17 protein-coding genes are annotated in these 15805 nt (G+C 70.0%); 10 read left to right on the plus strand and 7 right to left on the minus strand.

Annotation, left to right across the window (positions count from 1 at the left end):
- Positions 1-227: 227 nt before the first annotated feature.
- The 3 genes from HOQ08_RS06580 to HOQ08_RS06590 form a co-directional block, all read right to left on the minus strand.
- On the minus strand, positions 228-731 hold the full coding sequence (locus HOQ08_RS06580; RefSeq protein WP_291192575.1) for a hypothetical protein: 504 nt from the start codon (positions 729-731) through the stop codon (positions 228-230).
- A 71-nt stretch (positions 732-802) separates the two neighbouring features.
- Positions 803-2140: an ammonium transporter gene (locus tag HOQ08_RS06585; RefSeq protein WP_291192603.1), complete on the minus strand. Its 1338-nt coding sequence runs from the start codon at positions 2138-2140 to the stop codon at positions 803-805.
- Complete coding sequence (locus HOQ08_RS06590) at positions 2130-2468, minus strand: P-II family nitrogen regulator (protein ID WP_291192576.1); 339 nt, start codon at positions 2466-2468, stop codon at positions 2130-2132. The genes HOQ08_RS06585 and HOQ08_RS06590 overlap by 11 nt, the downstream gene beginning before the upstream one ends.
- Positions 2469-2681: 213 nt before the next feature.
- Between HOQ08_RS06590 and HOQ08_RS06595 the strand changes: the two genes are divergently transcribed.
- The 6 genes from HOQ08_RS06595 to HOQ08_RS06620 all read left to right on the plus strand — a co-directional run bounded on the left by HOQ08_RS06595 (position 2682) and on the right by HOQ08_RS06620 (position 8498).
- Positions 2682-3137, plus strand: coding sequence for an SUF system Fe-S cluster assembly regulator (locus HOQ08_RS06595; RefSeq protein ID WP_291192577.1), 456 nt, complete (start codon positions 2682-2684; stop codon positions 3135-3137).
- Positions 3134-4612 carry a Fe-S cluster assembly protein SufB gene (gene sufB / locus HOQ08_RS06600; RefSeq protein WP_291192578.1) on the plus strand — a complete coding sequence of 493 codons (1479 nt, stop codon included), beginning with the start codon at positions 3134-3136 and terminating at the stop codon, positions 4610-4612. Before HOQ08_RS06595 ends, sufB begins: the two co-directional genes overlap by 4 nt.
- Entirely contained in the window at positions 4609-5028 is a 420-nt protein-coding gene (locus HOQ08_RS06605) for an ACT domain-containing protein (RefSeq protein WP_291192579.1), read from the plus strand. The genes sufB and HOQ08_RS06605 overlap by 4 nt, the downstream gene beginning before the upstream one ends.
- Before the next feature lie 11 nt (positions 5029-5039).
- Positions 5040-5807, plus strand: coding sequence for a Fe-S cluster assembly ATPase SufC (gene sufC / locus HOQ08_RS06610; protein ID WP_291192580.1), 768 nt, complete (start codon positions 5040-5042; stop codon positions 5805-5807).
- Positions 5804-7108, plus strand: a complete 1305-nt coding sequence (gene sufD / locus HOQ08_RS06615; RefSeq protein ID WP_291192581.1) for a Fe-S cluster assembly protein SufD — start codon at positions 5804-5806, stop codon at positions 7106-7108. The genes sufC and sufD overlap by 4 nt, the downstream gene beginning before the upstream one ends.
- Positions 7109-7241: 133 nt before the next feature.
- On the plus strand, positions 7242-8498 hold the full coding sequence (locus HOQ08_RS06620; protein ID WP_291192582.1) for a cysteine desulfurase: 1257 nt from the start codon (positions 7242-7244) through the stop codon (positions 8496-8498).
- A gap of 57 nt (positions 8499-8555) precedes the next feature.
- On the opposite strand, the gene HOQ08_RS06625 is transcribed toward HOQ08_RS06620, so the two are convergent.
- Positions 8556-9872 (minus strand): sorbosone dehydrogenase family protein, encoded by a 1317-nt coding sequence (locus HOQ08_RS06625; protein WP_291192583.1) that lies wholly within the window; start codon positions 9870-9872, stop codon positions 8556-8558.
- A 128-nt stretch (positions 9873-10000) separates the two neighbouring features.
- Here HOQ08_RS06625 and HOQ08_RS06630 point away from each other — a divergent pair, with 128 nt between their 5' ends.
- The 4 genes from HOQ08_RS06630 (at position 10001) to HOQ08_RS06645 (ending at position 14189) form a co-directional block, all read left to right on the plus strand.
- Positions 10001-10552, plus strand: coding sequence for a GNAT family N-acetyltransferase (locus tag HOQ08_RS06630; protein ID WP_291192584.1), 552 nt, complete (start codon positions 10001-10003; stop codon positions 10550-10552).
- A complete protein-coding gene (locus tag HOQ08_RS06635) occupies positions 10549-10875 on the plus strand; it encodes a non-heme iron oxygenase ferredoxin subunit (protein ID WP_291192585.1) in 327 nt (108 codons plus the stop codon). Before HOQ08_RS06630 ends, HOQ08_RS06635 begins: the two co-directional genes overlap by 4 nt.
- Before the next feature lie 192 nt (positions 10876-11067).
- Positions 11068-13278, plus strand: a complete 2211-nt coding sequence (locus tag HOQ08_RS06640; RefSeq protein WP_291192586.1) for a M1 family metallopeptidase — start codon at positions 11068-11070, stop codon at positions 13276-13278.
- Entirely contained in the window at positions 13278-14189 is a 912-nt protein-coding gene (locus HOQ08_RS06645) for a hypothetical protein (protein ID WP_291192587.1), read from the plus strand. The genes HOQ08_RS06640 and HOQ08_RS06645 overlap by 1 nt, the downstream gene beginning before the upstream one ends.
- Before the next feature lie 39 nt (positions 14190-14228).
- Here HOQ08_RS06645 and HOQ08_RS06650 read toward each other — a convergent pair whose 3' ends face one another.
- From HOQ08_RS06650 to HOQ08_RS06660, 3 genes are all read right to left on the minus strand, one after another.
- Positions 14229-14768: a GNAT family N-acetyltransferase gene (locus HOQ08_RS06650; RefSeq protein ID WP_291192588.1), complete on the minus strand. Its 540-nt coding sequence runs from the start codon at positions 14766-14768 to the stop codon at positions 14229-14231.
- Positions 14769-14789: 21 nt separating this feature from the next.
- The gene (locus HOQ08_RS06655) at positions 14790-15242 is read right to left on the minus strand and encodes an SET domain-containing protein (protein WP_291192589.1); all 453 of its coding nucleotides are present in this window, start codon (positions 15240-15242) and stop codon (positions 14790-14792) included.
- 171 nt (positions 15243-15413) lie between these two features.
- A complete protein-coding gene (locus HOQ08_RS06660) occupies positions 15414-15761 on the minus strand; it encodes a helix-hairpin-helix domain-containing protein (RefSeq protein WP_291192590.1) in 348 nt (115 codons plus the stop codon).
- Positions 15762-15805: the final 44 nt, after the last annotated feature.

The raw sequence follows: 15805 nt of genomic DNA on the forward strand, positions 1-15805 counted from the left end.
GTGCACGTCGAGGACGCTCGTCGCCGGCAAGGTGAAGTCGCCACCGTTCTCGATGTTCACCACCAGTTCCCTGCTGTCCGCATGCACCTCGCGTACGGCGCCCACGCCCAGTTCGCCATCGGCGACGAAGAGCATGTAGCCGGGTTCGATCGTGTCTTGCATGGCATCGGCCTCTGCCCGCTGGGCCGCGCCAGTGTGCGGCTGCGGCCGTGCGGGCCGGGTGACGGTCAGGGCTCGACCGCGCGCACCAGCAGCGTCGCCAGCGCGCGTACGTCCGGCACGCCGATGCCGGTGGGATCGCCGTGCACGAGATGCGTCACGTGCGGCACCGGATGATCGAAGGCCGGGCCCAGCATGCGGGCAAGTTCCGCGCGGAAGGCGTACATCGCGGGCAGGTGCAGGTACTCGATCAGCGACCAGCACTCGAGCGCATCGGTGCCGTTGTGCTTGCTCCGATGCAGCAGCGCGTAGCGGCCGGTGCGCCGCGGCGCCCAGTGCAGCGACGCGTACAGCGCACGCAGCCGCGGTTCGCCGTAGCCGGCAGCGGCACGAGCCATTTCGCGATCGAGCACGGTGACGTGGAACTCCCGCTTGCGCGCCAGTCGCACGCCGTCGATCTGGCACCGCTCGCCGAATGGCGTGGCCATGAGCGCGGCCTGCAGCGGCAGCACGAAGGCGCGCTCCGCGGCAAAGCCGGGCCAGGGGATGGCGGGATGGTCGGGCCTGTCCATCTGCTGCGGTGACCGTTTGGCAAAGCCGGAGTGTGCCGCACGCGGCGATCGACGGGCGCCGCCGATGCGCCTCAGGAAAGGTTGTAGCCGCGTTCTTCGTGCAATGCGAGATCGAGGCCGATGAGTTCCTGCTCGTCGCTGACGCGAAGCCCGACCGTGCGGTCGAGCAGCTTGAGCAGCGCGAAGCTGAGCGCCGCGCTCCACCCGATGGTGAAGCCCACGCCCTTGGCCTGGATCCACAGCTGCGCCAGCGGCGAGGCTACCGTACCGAAACCGCCGAGCGCGGGCGAGGCCAGAGGCCCGGTGAGCAGGCCGCCGAGGATGCCGGCCACCGCGTGCACGCCGAACACGTCGAGCGAATCGTCGTAGCCGAGCCGGTACTTCAGCCGCGTGGCGGTGAAGAAGCACGCGACCCCGGCGGCGATGCCCAGCAGCAACGCGCCGCCCGGACCGGCGGTGCCGGCCGCCGGCGTCACCGCGACCAGGCCCGCCACCGCGCCGGAGACGATGCCGAGCACGCTGGGGCGTCCGTGCAGCGCCCACTCGGCGGTCAGCCAGCCCAGCGCGGCGCCGGCGGTGGCGATCTGCGTGACCAGCATGGCCATGCCGGCACTGCCGTTGGCGGCCATTGCCGACCCGGCGTTGAAGCCGAACCAGCCCAGCCACAGCAGGCTCGCGCCGACCACCGTATAGCCGAGGTTGTGCGGCGGCATCGGCGTGTGCGGGTAGCCGCGGCGCCTGCCGATCACCAGGCAGGCCACCAGGCCGGCGACGCCGGCATTGATGTGCACCACCGTGCCGCCGGCGAAATCCAGCACGCCCAGGTCGCCCAGCAGCGAGCCGGGGCCGCTCCACACCATGTGCGCCATGGGCAGGTAGACGAAGGTGAGCCACAGGCCGCTGAACCAGAGCAGGGCGCTGAACTTCATCCGCTCGGCGAACGCCCCCACGATCAGCGCGGGCGTGATGATGGCGAAGGTGAGCTGGAACATCACGAACACGCTTTCCGGGACGGTGCCGTACAGCGTGTCCGGCCTCACGCCCGCGAGCAGCGCGCGGCCCAGCCCGCCCACGATCGAATGCAGGTTGGTGACGCCCGCCTGCATGCCGGCGGTGCAGAAGGCCAGCGAATACCCGTAGAGCATCCACAGCACCGACACCAGCGCGGTGATCGCGAAGCACTGCATGAGCACCGAGAGCAGGTTCTTCGCCCGCACCATGCCGCCGTAGAACAGCGCCAGGCCCGGCAGTGTCATCAGCAGCACCAGCATCACCGAGGTGAGCATCCAGGCGGTGTCGCCGCTGTCCAGCCGGGCGGGGGAGGCCCAGGCCGCCGCAGGCATGCCGCCGGCCAGTGCGATGGCCAGGCAGGCCGCGCCGCGCGCGCGCATCGACCGGTCAGAGCGCATCGGCATCGATCTCCTGCGTGCGGATGCGCACCACGTGCTCCAGCGGCAGCACGAAGATCTTGCCGTCGCCGACCTTGCCGGTGCGCGCCGCCTGGCCGATCGCCTCGATCGCCCGTTCGACCTGCTCGTCGGCCACGCCCACTTCCACCTTGAGCTTGGGCAGGAAGTCGACGACGTATTCGGCGCCCCGGTAGAGCTCGGTGTGCCCGCGCTGCCGGCCGAAGCCACGCACCTCGGTGACCGTCATGCCGGTGACGCCCGCCTCGGCCAGGGCCTGGCGCACGTCATCCAGCGTAAAGGGCTTGATGATGGCCGTGATCCACTTCATCGCGCGCTCCCCCGCATGTTTGTTGCGATACAGCACGAGACGTGCCAGTGCGGGGCGGACGCTGGCATGCGCACCGTGGCGGGTATCCGGGTGCGCCTGCGTTGTCGCGGTGCAAGCCATGCACTTTCGTGGTGCGGCGCGGCAGCGGCGTTGACGTCGGCGGCGATAATCCGTACCATTTTGGTCTGAATTCAACGAGGCCCTGGCTTCCCCATGCTCCGCGTCAGCCGCCTGACCGACTACGCCACGGTAGTGATGACCTGCATCGCCGCCCATCCGCACGACGTGCTCAGCACGGCGCAGATCGCCGAGGAAACGCGGCTGGAGCTGCCGACCGTGAGCAAGCTGCTGAAGTCGCTGGGCCATGCCGGGCTGGTCGAGTCGTTCCGCGGCGTCAACGGCGGCTACCGGCTGGCGCGGCCGGCGCCCGAGATCAGCCTGGCGCAGATCGTCGAGGCGATGGAAGGGCCGATCGGCATGACCGAATGCAGCGTCGAAGGGCAGTGTGACCGCGAAGCGCAATGCGGCGTGCGCGGCAGCTGGCGGCGCATCAGCAACGTACTGGACGGCGCGCTGCGCGCGGTGAGCCTGGCCGACATGCTGCAACCGCTGCGCCCGGCGGTCGCCACCGTGGCGCTGAGCGAGTTGAAGGGCAGGACCCACGCATGACCGCCGAATCCATCGAAGGCCGGACCGACAGCGTCGCGCTGCGCGACAACGTCGAGGTCGCCGAAGCGCTCGGCCGCAACTACGCGGCCGGTTTCATCACCGACATCGAAAGCGTCGGCCTGCCGCCGGGCCTGGACGAGAACACCATCCGCCAGCTTTCCGCGATCAAGCGCGAGCCCGAATGGATGACCGAGTGGCGCCTGGCCGCCTTCCGCCACTGGCAGACCATGCCCACGCCCGACTGGGCCAAGCTCAAGATCGATCCGATCGACTACCAGGCGATCAGCTACTACTCGGCGCCGAAGAAGGCGCCCAAGTCGCTGGACGAGGTCGACCCGGCGCTGCTGGAAACCTACGAGAAGCTCGGCGTGCCGCTGCACGAGCGCGCCGCCCTGGCCGGCGTGGCGGTCGATGCGGTGTTCGACTCGGTCTCGGTCGGCACCACCTTCCGCAAGAAGCTGGCCGAGGCGGGCGTGATCTTCTGCTCGATGAGCGAGGCGATCCGCGAGCATTCGGAGCTTGTGCGCAAGTACCTGGGCAGCGTGGTGCCGCAGGGCGACAACTATTTCGCCGCGCTCAACTCCGCGGTGTTCTCCGACGGCAGCTTCGTGTTCGTGCCGGAGGGCGTGCGCTGCCCGATGGAGCTGTCCACCTACTTCCGCATCAACGCGCAGAACACCGGCCAGTTCGAGCGCACGCTGATCGTGTGCGAGGACCGCGCGCACGTCTCCTACCTGGAAGGCTGCACGGCGCCGCGGCGCGACGAGAACCAGCTGCACGCGGCGGTGGTCGAGCTGGTCGCGCTGGAAGGGGCCACGATCAAATACTCCACCGTGCAGAACTGGTACCCGGGCGACGAGAACGGCGTCGGCGGCATCTACAACTTCGTGACCAAGCGCGGCGACTGCCGCGGCGCGGACAGCAAGATCAGCTGGACGCAGGTGGAGACCGGCTCGGCAGTGACCTGGAAATACCCCAGCGTGGTGTTGCGCGGCGACCGCTCGGTGGGCGAGTTCTACTCGGTGGCGCTCACGCATCACTACCAGCAGGCCGACACCGGCACCAAGATGATCCACATCGGCCGCGACACCAAGTCCAAGATCGTCTCCAAGGGCATCTCGGCCGGGCGCAGCTCCAACAGCTACCGCGGCCTGGTCAAGGTGGAGAAGGGCGCCGAGCGCGCGCGCAACTACACCCAGTGCGACTCGCTGCTGATCGGCAAGAAGTGCGGCGCGCACACCTTCCCGTACATGGAAGTGAAGAACCCCAGCGCGATCGTCGAGCACGAGGCGACCACCTCCAAGATTTCCGACGACCAGCTGTTCTATTGCCGATCGCGCGGCATCGGCGAGGAAGACGCCGTGTCGTTGATCGTCGACGGCTTCTGCAAGCAGGTCTTCCGCGAGCTGCCGATGGAGTTCGCGGTGGAGGCCAAGAAGCTGCTGGAGGTTTCGCTGGAGGGCGCGGTCGGATGAGCGCGCCGGCCACCCACCTGCACCCCGGCGGCACCGAGCTGGACGCGCTGCTGGCGGACCTTCGCCCGCGCCTGCATCCGGTGCCGCGGCGCTTCCTGTTCCTTTCGCACGACAAGGCCGCCCATCGCCTGGACGAGGCCTTGATGATGTTCCGCGAGGACGAGGGCGTCACCCTGATCGTCGACCACGACCTGGCAGGCCCTGCGCCGGTCGCCGACCGGTTGCTGTGGGCGCAGATCACCCTGGGCGTCGAGTCGAGCCTCGATGCGGTCGGCATGATGGCCGCCGTTTCCGCCGCGCTGGCTGCGCGCGGCATTTCCTGCAACCCGGTTTCCGCGTTCCTGCACGACCACGTGTTCGTGCCTTGGGATCGACGCGAGGACGCGCTCGACGCGCTCGCGCACCTGTCTTCCTGATGGACCCGTACATGCTCACGATCGACAACCTGCACGCCCGCGTCGCGGGCAAGGACATCCTCAAGGGGCTCTCGCTGGAGGTGAGGCCGGGCGAGGTGCACGCCATCATGGGCCCCAACGGGGCGGGCAAGTCCACGCTGGGCAACGTGCTGTCCGGCCGCGAAGGCTACGAGGTCACCGAGGGTTCGGTGCTGTTCGAGGGCCGCAACCTGCTGGAGCTCGAACCCGAGGAGCGCGCCGCCGCCGGCGTGTTCCTGGCCTTCCAGTATCCGGTGGAGATCCCCGGCGTGAACAACACCTACTTCCTGCGCGCCGCCTTCAATGCGCAGCGCAAGGCGCGCGGCGAGGCGGAGCTCGATTCGATGCAGTTCCTCAAGCTGGTGCGCGAGAAGCTCAAGGTCATGCAGCTCTCGCCGGAGCTGCTGAACCGCGCGGTCAACGAGGGCTTCTCCGGCGGCGAGAAGAAGCGCAACGAGATCTTCCAGATGGCGCTGCTCGAGCCGAAGCTCGCGATCCTGGACGAGACCGACTCGGGCCTGGACATCGACGCGCTCAAGCAGGTGGCCGAGGGCGTCAACGCGCTGCGCTCGCCGGAGCGCTCGTTCATCGTGGTGACGCACTACCAGCGCCTGCTCGACTACATCGTGCCGGATTTCGTGCACGTGCTGGCCGGCGGGCGCATCGTCGAGAGCGGCGACCGCAGCCTGGCGCTCAAGCTGGAAGAGCACGGCTACGCCTGGGTCGCCGAGCACGGCGAGCCGGCCGGGGCGTCCGCATGAGCCAGCCGGCACGCACGCCGTTCGTGGCGGCGCTGGCCGGGGCGCCGCTGCCGGCCAGCGGCATCGCCTGGCTGGACGAGGCGCGGCGCGGGAACCTCGAAGCCTTCGTCGCGGCGGGCCTGCCCGATACGCGCGTGGAAGCCTGGAAGTACACGGCGCTGCGGGCGCTGGCCCAGCGTGGTTTCGCCGCCGGCGACGCGCAGGCGGCTAGCCGCCCGATCGACCCGGCGCTGCTCGCGTTGCCTGGCGCGGGCGCGCCCGCGCTGGTGTTCGTCAACGGCGTGTTCCGCCAGGACCTGTCCCTGCCCGACGCACTGCCTGCCGGCGTGAGCCTGCAGCCCCTGTCCGGGGTGCTGGAGCGCGACCCGGAGCCGCTGCGTTTCGCCCTGGCACGTTACTACCGCGAGGCCGGCGATGCTTTCGCGCGGCTCAACGCCGCCTTCGCCGGTGACGGCGTGGTGCTGCGGGTCGAGGCAGGGGTCCGGGTTGCGGCGCCGTTGCGCCTGGTGTTCGTCGGTGCGGGCGCGGAAGGCGACCTTGCCTGGCACGTTCGCAACCTCGTCGAGCTGGGCGAGGACGCCGAGCTGACCCTCGTCGAGCAACACCTGGGCGCCGGCGAGCAGGGGCACCTGGGCACGCAGCTGGGCGACTTTGCGCTGCACGCCGGCGCGAAGCTGCATCACGCCGTACTGCAGCAGGCCGGCACGGGCAGCAGCCTGTTCCGGCGCAGCCACTACCGGCTGGATGCACGCGCGCAGGCGCACCTGCACGCGCTGGAGCTGGGCGGTGCGCTGGCTCGCCACGACCTGTGCGCCGAACTGGTGGGCGACGGGGCGGCGTTCCATACCCATGGCGCCTTCCTGCCGAACGGACGCCAGCACATGGATACGCAGCTGGCGATCCACCACCGGGCGCACGACACCGTCTCCTCGTCGACCTGGCGCGGTGTGGCGGGCGGGCGCGGGCGCGGCGTGTTCCGCGGCGCGATCGTGGTCGCCGCTGGCGCCGACGGCAGCGACGCCACGCTCGCCAACAAGAACCTGCTGCTCTCCCCGCAGGCGGAGATCGACACCAAGCCGGAGCTGGAGATCTACGCCGACGAGGTGAAGGCCGCGCACGGCGCCACGGTCGGCCAGCTCGACGAGCGGGCGCTGTTCTACCTGCGCTCGCGCGGCATTCCTGGCGCCCAGGCGCACGCGTTGCTCACCGCGGCCTTTGCCCGCGTACCGTTCGAATCGCTGTCCCACGAGGCGCTGCGCAACCACGTCGAGCAGCTGCTGCTGGCGCAGTTGCCCGGTTGACGGAGTCCGTCCCGCGCCATCCGGGGAACGGGCCGGGCGGCCGCCTAGACCCTCGCCAGAGGCAAGCCCAACTTTTCTTCACATCCGGCAGGCTAAAACATCCGTGATCAGTTCTTCACAAAGCGAGACACCGATGTCCGCCACCGCCGCTCACGCCCACACGGCGTCCACCGCCTTCGACGCCCCGCGCGTTCGCGCGGACTTCCCGCTGCTCGCGCGCAGCGTGCACGGCAAGCCGCTGGTCTATCTGGACAACGCCAACACCAGCCAGAAGCCGGCCGCGGTGATCGAGGCGGTGGACGCGCACTACCGTCAGCACAATGCCAACGTCTCGCGCGCCGTGCACCAGCTCGGCGAGGAGGCGACGCTCGCCTACGAGGGCGCGCGCGACAAGCTGGCCCGCTTCATCAACGCACCCTCGCGCAACGAACTGGTGCTCACCTCCGGCACCACCCAGGCGATCAACCTGGTGGCCTACAGCTTTGCGCTGCCGCAGCTGAAGCCCGGCGACACGATCCTGACCACGCTGATGGAGCACCACGCCAACATCGTGCCGTGGCAGCTGGTGGCCCAGCGCAGCGGCGCGACGGTCAAGTTCGCGCCGATCGACGAGCACGGCGGGCTGATCGTCGAGCGCTACCTGGAGATGCTCACACCCGAAGTGAAGCTGGCCTGCGTGGCGCACGTTTCCAATGTGCTGGGCACGGTCAACCCGGTACGCGAGCTGGCCCGCGAGTGCTCGCGCCGCGGCATCCCGCTGCTGGTCGACGGCTCGCAGGCGGTGCCGCACCGCCCGGTCGACGTGCAGGCGCTGGGCTGCGACTTCTACGCCTTTACTGGGCACAAGATGCTCGGCCCGACCGGTACCGGCGCGCTGTGGGCGAAGCGCGCGCACCTCGATGCGATGCCGCCGTTCTTCGGCGGCGGCGACATGATCCGGCAGGTGCGCGTGGACGGCACCACCTTCGCCGACCCGCCGCACAAGTTCGAGGCGGGCACGCCCAACATCGCCGGCTTCGTCGGCCTGGGCGTGGCGGTGGACTACTACCGCGAGCTCGACCTGGACGCCGCCCACGCCTGGGAGCAGCAGCTGCTCGCCTACGCCACCGAGCGCCTGCGCGAGGTGCCGGGGCTGCGGCTGTTCGGCGACGTGGCGGAGAAGGAGCCGGTAATCTCCTTCCTGATCGAGGGCACGCAGTCCACCGACCTGGCGACCCTGCTCGACCTGGAGGGCGTGGCGGTACGCTCGGGCCACCACTGCGCGCACCCGCTGATGCAGCACTACGGCGTGCCGGCCACGCTGCGCGCCTCGCTGGCGTTCTACAACACGATGGAAGAGATCGACGTATTCATCGCCGCGCTGCAGAAGGTGCGCCGGCTGCTCATGTAACGGGACACGGGCGGGCCGCGGTCCACCCGCCGAAGCGGCGCCGGGCCGGTTCCCGCCCTAGGGGTGCCGCGCCGGTGCCACCCGCCACACGGTGTTGCCCACGTCGTCGGCCACCAGCAGCGCGCCGCGCTTGTCCACCACCACCCCGACCGGTCGGCCCCTGGCGTGGCCGCGTGCATCCAGGAAGCCGGTCAGCACGTCCTGCGGCAGGCCGGTCGGCCGTCCACCGGCGAACGGCACGAAGACGACCTTGTAGCCGCTGGGCGGCCGCCGGTTCCACGAGCCGTGCTGGCCGACGAAGGCGCCATCGCGGTATTGCGGCATCAGACTGGCGTCGTAGAACGCCAGGCCCAGCGAAGCGGTGTGCGCGCCCAGCGCGTAGTCGGGCACCACGGCGCGCGCCACCTGCGCGGGGTCCTGCGGCGTGACGCGCGTGTCCACGTGCCGGCCGTAGTAGCTGTATGGCCAGCCGTAGAAGGCCCCGGCGCGGACGGCGGTCAGGTAGTCGGGGACCAGGTCGCTGCCGAGTTCGTCGCGTTCGTTGACCACCGTCCACAGCGCGCCGGTCTGCGGCTGCCAGTCCATGCCGTTGGCGTTGCGCAGGCCGGTGGCGTAGGCACGCGTGGCGCCGGTGGCCGGATCGATCTCCAGGATGCGCGCGCGGTCGCGTTCCACGTCCAGCCCGTTCTCGCCCACGTTGCTGTTGGAGCCGACCGTGACGTACAGCCGCTTGCCGTCGCGGCTGGCGATGAGGTTCTTGGTCCAGTGGTGGTTGATCGGGCCGGCGGGAAGGTCGGCCACCTTGGCGCCGTCGGCGTCGATGTGCAGTTCGCCGTCGCGGTAGGGGAAGCGCAGCAGCGCATCGGTGTCGGCTACGTAGAACGCATCGCCGACCAGCGCCATGCCGAAAGGCGAGTGCAGGTGGGCGAGGAACACGCTGCGCGTCTCGGCCACGCCGTCGCCATCGGCATCGCGCAGCAAGGTAATGCGGTCGGCGCTGGGCACGCCGGCGCCCGCGCGCTTCTGGACCTGGCGCATCACCCAGCCCTTGAGGCCGCGTGCGTTCTGCGGACGGGGCGGGCCGTTGGTCTCCGCCACCAGCACGTCGCCGTCGGGCAGCACGTAGAGCCAGCGCGGATGGTCCAGCCCGCGCGCGAACGCCTGCACCGCCAGTCCCGCTGCGGCAACCGGCCTGGCGCCCGGCGGCCAGCCTTCGGCCGGTGCGATGTCCACCGTGGGGATGAGCGAGGGACTGGGAGGCGGCAGCGTGGGGTCCGGCCCCATCCCGGCGGTCACCGGCAACTGCGCGCGCACGCCGCAGCCGGCCAGCGCGAGCAGGCAGGGAATCAGCCGGAGAGGACGCGTGATCGGCACGGGCAACGCCTCGACGAGAGCGCCAGTGGACGTGTTATGGAACGAAGGCGGCGTGAATGCCTGATGCCGCGATTCCTCCGGCGTGCGCCGGAGCGGCCGCGGCGATGACGGCTCGCTATCATGGGCGCATGACCACCCCGCCCCTCGCTCCCGTGTTCCGCTGTGCAACCCAGGCCGACATTCCCGCCGTGGTCGCGCTGGTCGAGTCCGCCTATCGCGGCGACTCCGGCCGGCGCGGCTGGACCACCGAAGCGAATCTGCTCGACGGCCGGCGCACCGACGAAGCCGACGTCGGCGCCGTGATCGCCCGGCCGGACAGCCGCATCGTGCTGCTGGAACGCGACGGTCGGCTGCTGGCCAGCTGCCATGTGGAGCGCCAGGGCGACGCGGCGTACTTCGGCATGTTCGCGGTCGACCCCGCGCAGCAGACCGGCGGCCTGGGCAAGCTCCTGCTCGGCGAAGCCGAACGGATCGCGCGCGAGGAGTGGCACTGCCGCGCGATGGAGATGACCGTGATCGTGCAGCGCCACGAGCTGATCGCCTGGTACGAACGCCGCGGCTACCGCCGCACCGGCACGTACAAGCCGTTTCCCTACGGCGACGAGCGCTTCGGCCTGCCGCGCCGCGACGATCTGCGCTTCGAGCTGCTGGTGAAGGACCTGGCCGGAGCAGCCGCATGAGCTTGGGTACCGAAACCTGGGTGCGCGTGTGCGCAACCGGCGAACTGTTGCCGGGCGAGTTCCGCGTGGTGTACGACGGCGACACGCCGATCGCGGTCTACAACGTCGATGGCGGCCTGTATGCGGTCGAGGACGTCTGCACGCACGACGGCGGCGACCTGGCCGGCGGCGAAGTGTTCGGCTTCGAGGTGGAGTGCCCACGCCACGGCGCGCGCTTCGACCTGCGCACGGGAGCGGTGACCCGGCCGCCGGCCTACGAGCCCATCGCCGCCTTCCCGGTGCGCCAGGAGCAGGGCGCCATCTGGACCCGCGACGACCGCTGAGAAAGGCGGCATCCTGCTGATCGTGCCGGCGTTGCCGATGCGCCGCGCGGCTGGCCCGGGCGTGACCTTTGGCCTATGTGGACCGGGCAGGGATGCCGCACGCTGCGCGCCTGCGGCGGACGCTCGGGAGGCGGCCGCCCGCACGGGGAAATCACGGCCGGCCGATGGCCCGGCAAAAGGGGAGATCGCTTGATGAGACCGACCGTTACCGGGTGGCTGGGCGTGCTCGCCCTGCTGGGTGCCGCCGTCTTTCCGCACCTGGCGCAGGCCCAGGTTGCCGCTCCCGCGCCGGCGGCGACCGCTGCGGTCGTGGCACCGATTCCCTTCGCTCCCGCGAATGCCGCCGCGCCGACCGTACCCAGTGCCGCAAACGCCTGGGGCGGGCCGCGCACCGGTCGGGAGGCGACACTGTCCGACCGCGTGGTCGACTATCGCATCGATGCGGACCTGGATGCCGCCAGGCACGCGATCACCGGCAAGGAACAGCTGACCTGGCGCAACCGCAGCGACCGCGAGGTTCGCAGCGTCTATGTGCACCTCTACCTCAACGCCTTCCAGAACGAAGGCAGCACCTTCTTCAGCGAGCGCGAAGTGCTCACCGCGCACAGCGGTTCGCGCGGCGCGGCCAAGCTGAAGAAGGGGCAGTGGGGCTGGATCGACCTGAAGCAGGTCAGCCAGGATGGCGTGGCGCTCAAGTGGGAGTTCGTGCATCCGGACGGAGGTCCGAAGACCGACCAGACCGTCGCGCGCATCGATCTGGCCCGGTCGGTGCCTGCCGGTGGCACGCTGACGCTGGACATCGACTTCCTGAGCCAGTTGCCGCGCGTGGTCGAGCGCACCGGCTGGTGGGGCGACTTCAACCTGGTCGCGCAGTGGTTCCCCAAGATCGGCGTGCTGGAACTGCCGGGCGAACGCGGTGCCACGCAGGTGCGCTGGAACGTGCACGAGTTCCACTTCAACAGCGAGTTCTACGCCGACTTCGGCCGTTTCGACGTCACCATGACCGTGCCCAGCGACTACACGGTCGGTGCGGTGGGCGAGCAGCAGGGTGCGCCGGTCAGCGCCAACGGCAGGACCACATACCACTTCGTGCAGGGGGACGTGCACGACTTCGCCTGGGTCGCGGCCAAGGGCTACAAGGTAATGGACGGCAGCTGGCAGGGGCCGGGCAGCCCGAAGGTGGCGGTGCGCGTGCTCTATCCGCCCGAATACGCCGCCAGCGCACAGCCGGTGCTCAAGGCCAGCACCGATTCGCTGACCTGGTTCTCCGACACGCTGGGGCCGTATCCCTACCGCACGCTGACCGCGGTGGTGCCGCCGTACAACGCATCCGAAGCGGGCGGCATGGAGTACCCCACGTTCTTCACGGCCGAGGGCTACAGCGAGGTCACGCCGGGCACGTTGAGCCAGTACGCGATCGACTTCGTCACCATCCACGAGTTCGGACACGGCTACTTCTACGGCCTGCTCGCCTCGAACGAGTTCGAGGAGCCGATGCTGGACGAGGGCCTCAACGAGTACTGGGACATGCGCATGCTGCGCGCGCGCGGGCAGGTCATCGACGCGACCGTGCCGGCATTGCGCCGCCTCGGCATCGCGCCGTCGGTGCCTGGCTTCGTGGCCGAGCGCCTGGGCGCCGACCTCAAGCACCCCTACGACCCGCTCGGCGAGAATGCCTGGGACCGCTATTCCAGCGGCAGCTACGGCACCGTCTATTCGCGCACCGCCACGGCCATGCACGACCTGGAGGAGCGGCTGGGCCACGACATCACCGAGCGCGCCTTCCGGGAGTACTACCGGCGCTGGCGCTTCCGCCATCCCTCCGCAGCGGACCTGCGCGCGACGCTGATCGATGTCTCGGGCGACGCGAAGAACGTCAATGAGGTGTTCGACCAGTACGTCTACGGCACCGCACACATCGACGATCGCGTCGCCAGCATCGACAGCGAGGAGGTTCTGCCGCTGGCCGGCAGCATGCTCGCCAACGGCAAGCACAGCGACGGCGACAGCGCCGCGCTGGACAAGCGGATCGACAAGCAGCGCGCCGACTGGAAGAAGGCACACCCGAATGCCAGACCCGGCACCGGCCCATTCCCCTGGCACAGCGCGGTGAGCGTGGTGCGCGATGGGGCGCCTGTGCCGCAGGTACTCAAGGTGACCTTCGCCGACGGCAGCCATCAGGAGCTGAAGTGGAACGACGACCGACGCTGGGCGCGCTTCGATTTCACCGGGCCGAGCAAGGTGGCATCGGCCGAGCTCGATCCGCAGCGGCGCGTCTACCTCGATGCGGACAAGTTGAACGACAGCCGCACCACGAAGCCCGACGGCGCCGCCTCGCGCCGCTGGAGCGCCGATTTCGCCGCCCTCGTGCAGGCCTTCTACTCGTTGCTGGTGTCGCTGTGATGATGACCTCGAACGCTCGACGTACCGACGTAGGCGCCGTGCTGCGCGCGCCGCTGGCCGCATTGCAGTGGCGCCTGTTGCTGCTGTGGCTGGTGTTCCTGCTGCTGCCTACCGCGGTGGCGGCGCTGCCGCTGTGGCGGCTGCTGTCCGACCTGCTCGACCACTCCGTGCATGCGGCGGCCTGGGCCAGCCAGTTCGATGCATTGATGTTCGGCGACGTGATGAGTGCGTTGGGCCAGCATGGCGCCGCCCTCCAGGGGTCGCTGGTGCTGGCCACGGTGCTCGCCCTGCTGCTTGGCCCGCTCCTCACCGGCATGACGGTGGCGGCCGGGCGCGCTGGGCGCGTGCTGGGGCTGGGGCAGCTGCTGCAGTCGGGTGTGATCGAATATGGCCGCATGTTCCGCGTGCTGCTGTGGTCGCTGCTGCCGTATGCGATCGCCATCGGCCTGGGCGCCATGGCACTCGGTGCGGCGCACAAGCATGCCGATCAGGCGGTGCTGGAAAGCGCAGCCGGCCGCTTTCAGCACGCCGCGCTGTGGGTGCTGGCGGTGTTGCTGGCGCTTGCCCATGCGGTGGTCGAATCGGCGCGTGCGGCCTTCATCGTCGACCCGGGCCTGCGTTCGGCGACGCGTGCGCTGGGGCGCGGCTTCATGCAGCTGCTGCGCCGGCCGCTGGGCACGCTGATGAGCTACCTGGTCATCGGCGCGGTCGGCTACTCGGTCACGCTGGCCTTCGGCGTCAGCCGCATCCAGACCGCTGCGGTGGGGCTGGGGGGCTTCCAGCTGGCGCTGCTGCTCGCCGAGCTGGCGGTACTCGCGGTGGGCTGGACCCGCATCGCGCGGCTGTTTGCGCTGGCCGCCGTGGGACGTTCGCTGGCGCCGCGCCGCGGCGGCATGTCGTCGGTGCTGTGAGCGCGCCCTGAAACGGGGGCTTGCGGCGACAGCGCCCGGCTAGGCCCAAGCCCGCCGCGATTCGCGGCAGGGCGGGTAGTAGGCGAACACGTGGTTGTGGTTGCCGTAGAAGTCCATGTCCTCGATGTGCTCGCCGCCCAACCGTTCGGCCACGCGATCGGAGGCCTCGTTGCCGATGCGCACCAGGCTGATCACCCGGGTTGCGCGCATCCGGCGCCAGGCAAAATCGAGGACGGCGTGGCCGGCCTCGGTGGCGTAGCCGTGATGGCGGAATTCGGGCTTGAGCATCCAGCCCAGTTCCAGGTCGGGCCAGCCTTCCGGGTACATCAGGCCGGCGCGGCCGACGAACTGGCCGGTGTCCTTCAGTTCCAGCGCCCACATGCCGCAGCCGCGCAGTTCCCAGTGGCCCAGCAGCATGGCCAGCGAGCGCCAGGCGCCGGTGCGGTCCAGCGGCTGGCCGTCGCCGATCCAGCGGGTGCTGTCGGGGTCGGCCAGCATGGCGGCGTAGTCGTCGAAGTGACGCTCGGCCAGTGCAGTCAGGCGCAGGCGCGGCGTTTCGAGGGTAGGAATATTGGACATCGTCGGTCGTGTGACTGGCCGTCAGGTGAGCAATCGGCTCAGCGCGCGGGTACTTGAGGCCAGGCTTTCGGCCCAGCCCAACCCGATGATCTTCTCACCGGTAGCCGCGTCGAGAAAGTCCTCCGCCTGGCCCGGCGGCAGCAGGTGACGATAGTCCACGGTCAGCTCCGTGCCGGCCGGCAGGTCGGCCAGCGCGAACACGAAGCCCAGGTGCCACAACCCGGTGGGCTCGAAGCTGTGGTTGATGTAGCACTCGTCCGGCCAGTCGGGCGAGAGCGTATAGCGGTCCTCGAACCAGCGCGCGCTGGCGTAGGCCAGTTCGGGACGCTCGGCGACTTCCGCGGCGCCATAGGTGCGTTCGATGGCGTCGGGCGCGGTGACGATGCGCCCAGCGGCTACGTCCTCGTCCAGGAACAGGCCCTTGCCTGCGCCTGCGATGCGGGACGGGGCGATGCGGTAGCGCGGAAGGATCATGGCGGCCGGCGGGGTGGAAAGCGCGCGAGTGTAGCGTGCCGCGGCGGCCTGGCGCCGGATTGCAGTCGCATCCGTGCGGCGCCCGCCAGGCCGCCGTCGCCCTTCCCTGGGCGACGGCCCGCCACTGCCATGGCCGGAGGAGCGCCTCCGCGCTCCATGGTGCCGTGGAACTCAGCCTTCCTGGGCTGCCTTGGCCTTGCGATGCGACGCCTTCTTGGCCGGGGCATCGGCCGGCGCCGGCAGGTCGCCGCTGAAGCGGATGGCGTCGTGGTTGCGCTCGAGCGTGCCCTTGCCGATGCCCTTGACTTGGGCCAGGTCTTCCACGCGCTTGAACGGCCCGTGCGCCTCGCGCCAGGCCACGATCGCCTGCGCCTTGGACTGGCCGATACCGTCGAGCGACTTGGCGATCGTCGCGGCGTCGGCCTTGTTGACGTTCACCGGCGTGGCGGCAAAGGCCGGCAGCGTGAACGAGGCCGCGATGGCCAGTGCGACGAGCAGCTTGCGGAACTTCGCTTGCATGGGTTTCCCTCCCTGGGTGATCTGGAACGACAGGTTTGGTCGAC

It is taken from the genome of Frateuria sp. (assembly GCF_013362045.1).
Taxonomy (GTDB): domain Bacteria; phylum Pseudomonadota; class Gammaproteobacteria; order Xanthomonadales; family Rhodanobacteraceae; genus Frateuria_A.

What these genes read in the sequence shown, in the direction of transcription:
- HOQ08_RS06580 (WP_291192575.1), bottom strand. Translation starts at nt 731, where the DNA reads ATGGACAGGCCCGACCATCCCGCCATCCCCTGGCCCGGCTTTGCCGCG.
- HOQ08_RS06585 (WP_291192603.1), bottom strand. Translation starts at nt 2,140, where the DNA reads ATGCGCTCTGACCGGTCGATGCGCGCGCGCGGCGCGGCCTGCCTGGCC.
- HOQ08_RS06590 (WP_291192576.1), bottom strand. Translation starts at nt 2,468, where the DNA reads ATGAAGTGGATCACGGCCATCATCAAGCCCTTTACGCTGGATGACGTG.
- HOQ08_RS06595 (WP_291192577.1), top strand. Translation starts at nt 2,682, where the DNA reads ATGCTCCGCGTCAGCCGCCTGACCGACTACGCCACGGTAGTGATGACC.
- sufB (WP_291192578.1), top strand. Translation starts at nt 3,134, where the DNA reads ATGACCGCCGAATCCATCGAAGGCCGGACCGACAGCGTCGCGCTGCGC.
- HOQ08_RS06605 (WP_291192579.1), top strand. Translation starts at nt 4,609, where the DNA reads ATGAGCGCGCCGGCCACCCACCTGCACCCCGGCGGCACCGAGCTGGAC.
- sufC (WP_291192580.1), top strand. Translation starts at nt 5,040, where the DNA reads ATGCTCACGATCGACAACCTGCACGCCCGCGTCGCGGGCAAGGACATC.
- sufD (WP_291192581.1), top strand. Translation starts at nt 5,804, where the DNA reads ATGAGCCAGCCGGCACGCACGCCGTTCGTGGCGGCGCTGGCCGGGGCG.
- HOQ08_RS06620 (WP_291192582.1), top strand. Translation starts at nt 7,242, where the DNA reads ATGTCCGCCACCGCCGCTCACGCCCACACGGCGTCCACCGCCTTCGAC.
- HOQ08_RS06630 (WP_291192584.1), top strand. Translation starts at nt 10,001, where the DNA reads ATGACCACCCCGCCCCTCGCTCCCGTGTTCCGCTGTGCAACCCAGGCC.
- HOQ08_RS06635 (WP_291192585.1), top strand. Translation starts at nt 10,549, where the DNA reads ATGAGCTTGGGTACCGAAACCTGGGTGCGCGTGTGCGCAACCGGCGAA.
- HOQ08_RS06640 (WP_291192586.1), top strand. Translation starts at nt 11,068, where the DNA reads ATGAGACCGACCGTTACCGGGTGGCTGGGCGTGCTCGCCCTGCTGGGT.
- HOQ08_RS06645 (WP_291192587.1), top strand. Translation starts at nt 13,278, where the DNA reads ATGATGACCTCGAACGCTCGACGTACCGACGTAGGCGCCGTGCTGCGC.
- HOQ08_RS06650 (WP_291192588.1), bottom strand. Translation starts at nt 14,768, where the DNA reads ATGTCCAATATTCCTACCCTCGAAACGCCGCGCCTGCGCCTGACTGCA.
- HOQ08_RS06655 (WP_291192589.1), bottom strand. Translation starts at nt 15,242, where the DNA reads ATGATCCTTCCGCGCTACCGCATCGCCCCGTCCCGCATCGCAGGCGCA.
- HOQ08_RS06660 (WP_291192590.1), bottom strand. Translation starts at nt 15,761, where the DNA reads ATGCAAGCGAAGTTCCGCAAGCTGCTCGTCGCACTGGCCATCGCGGCC.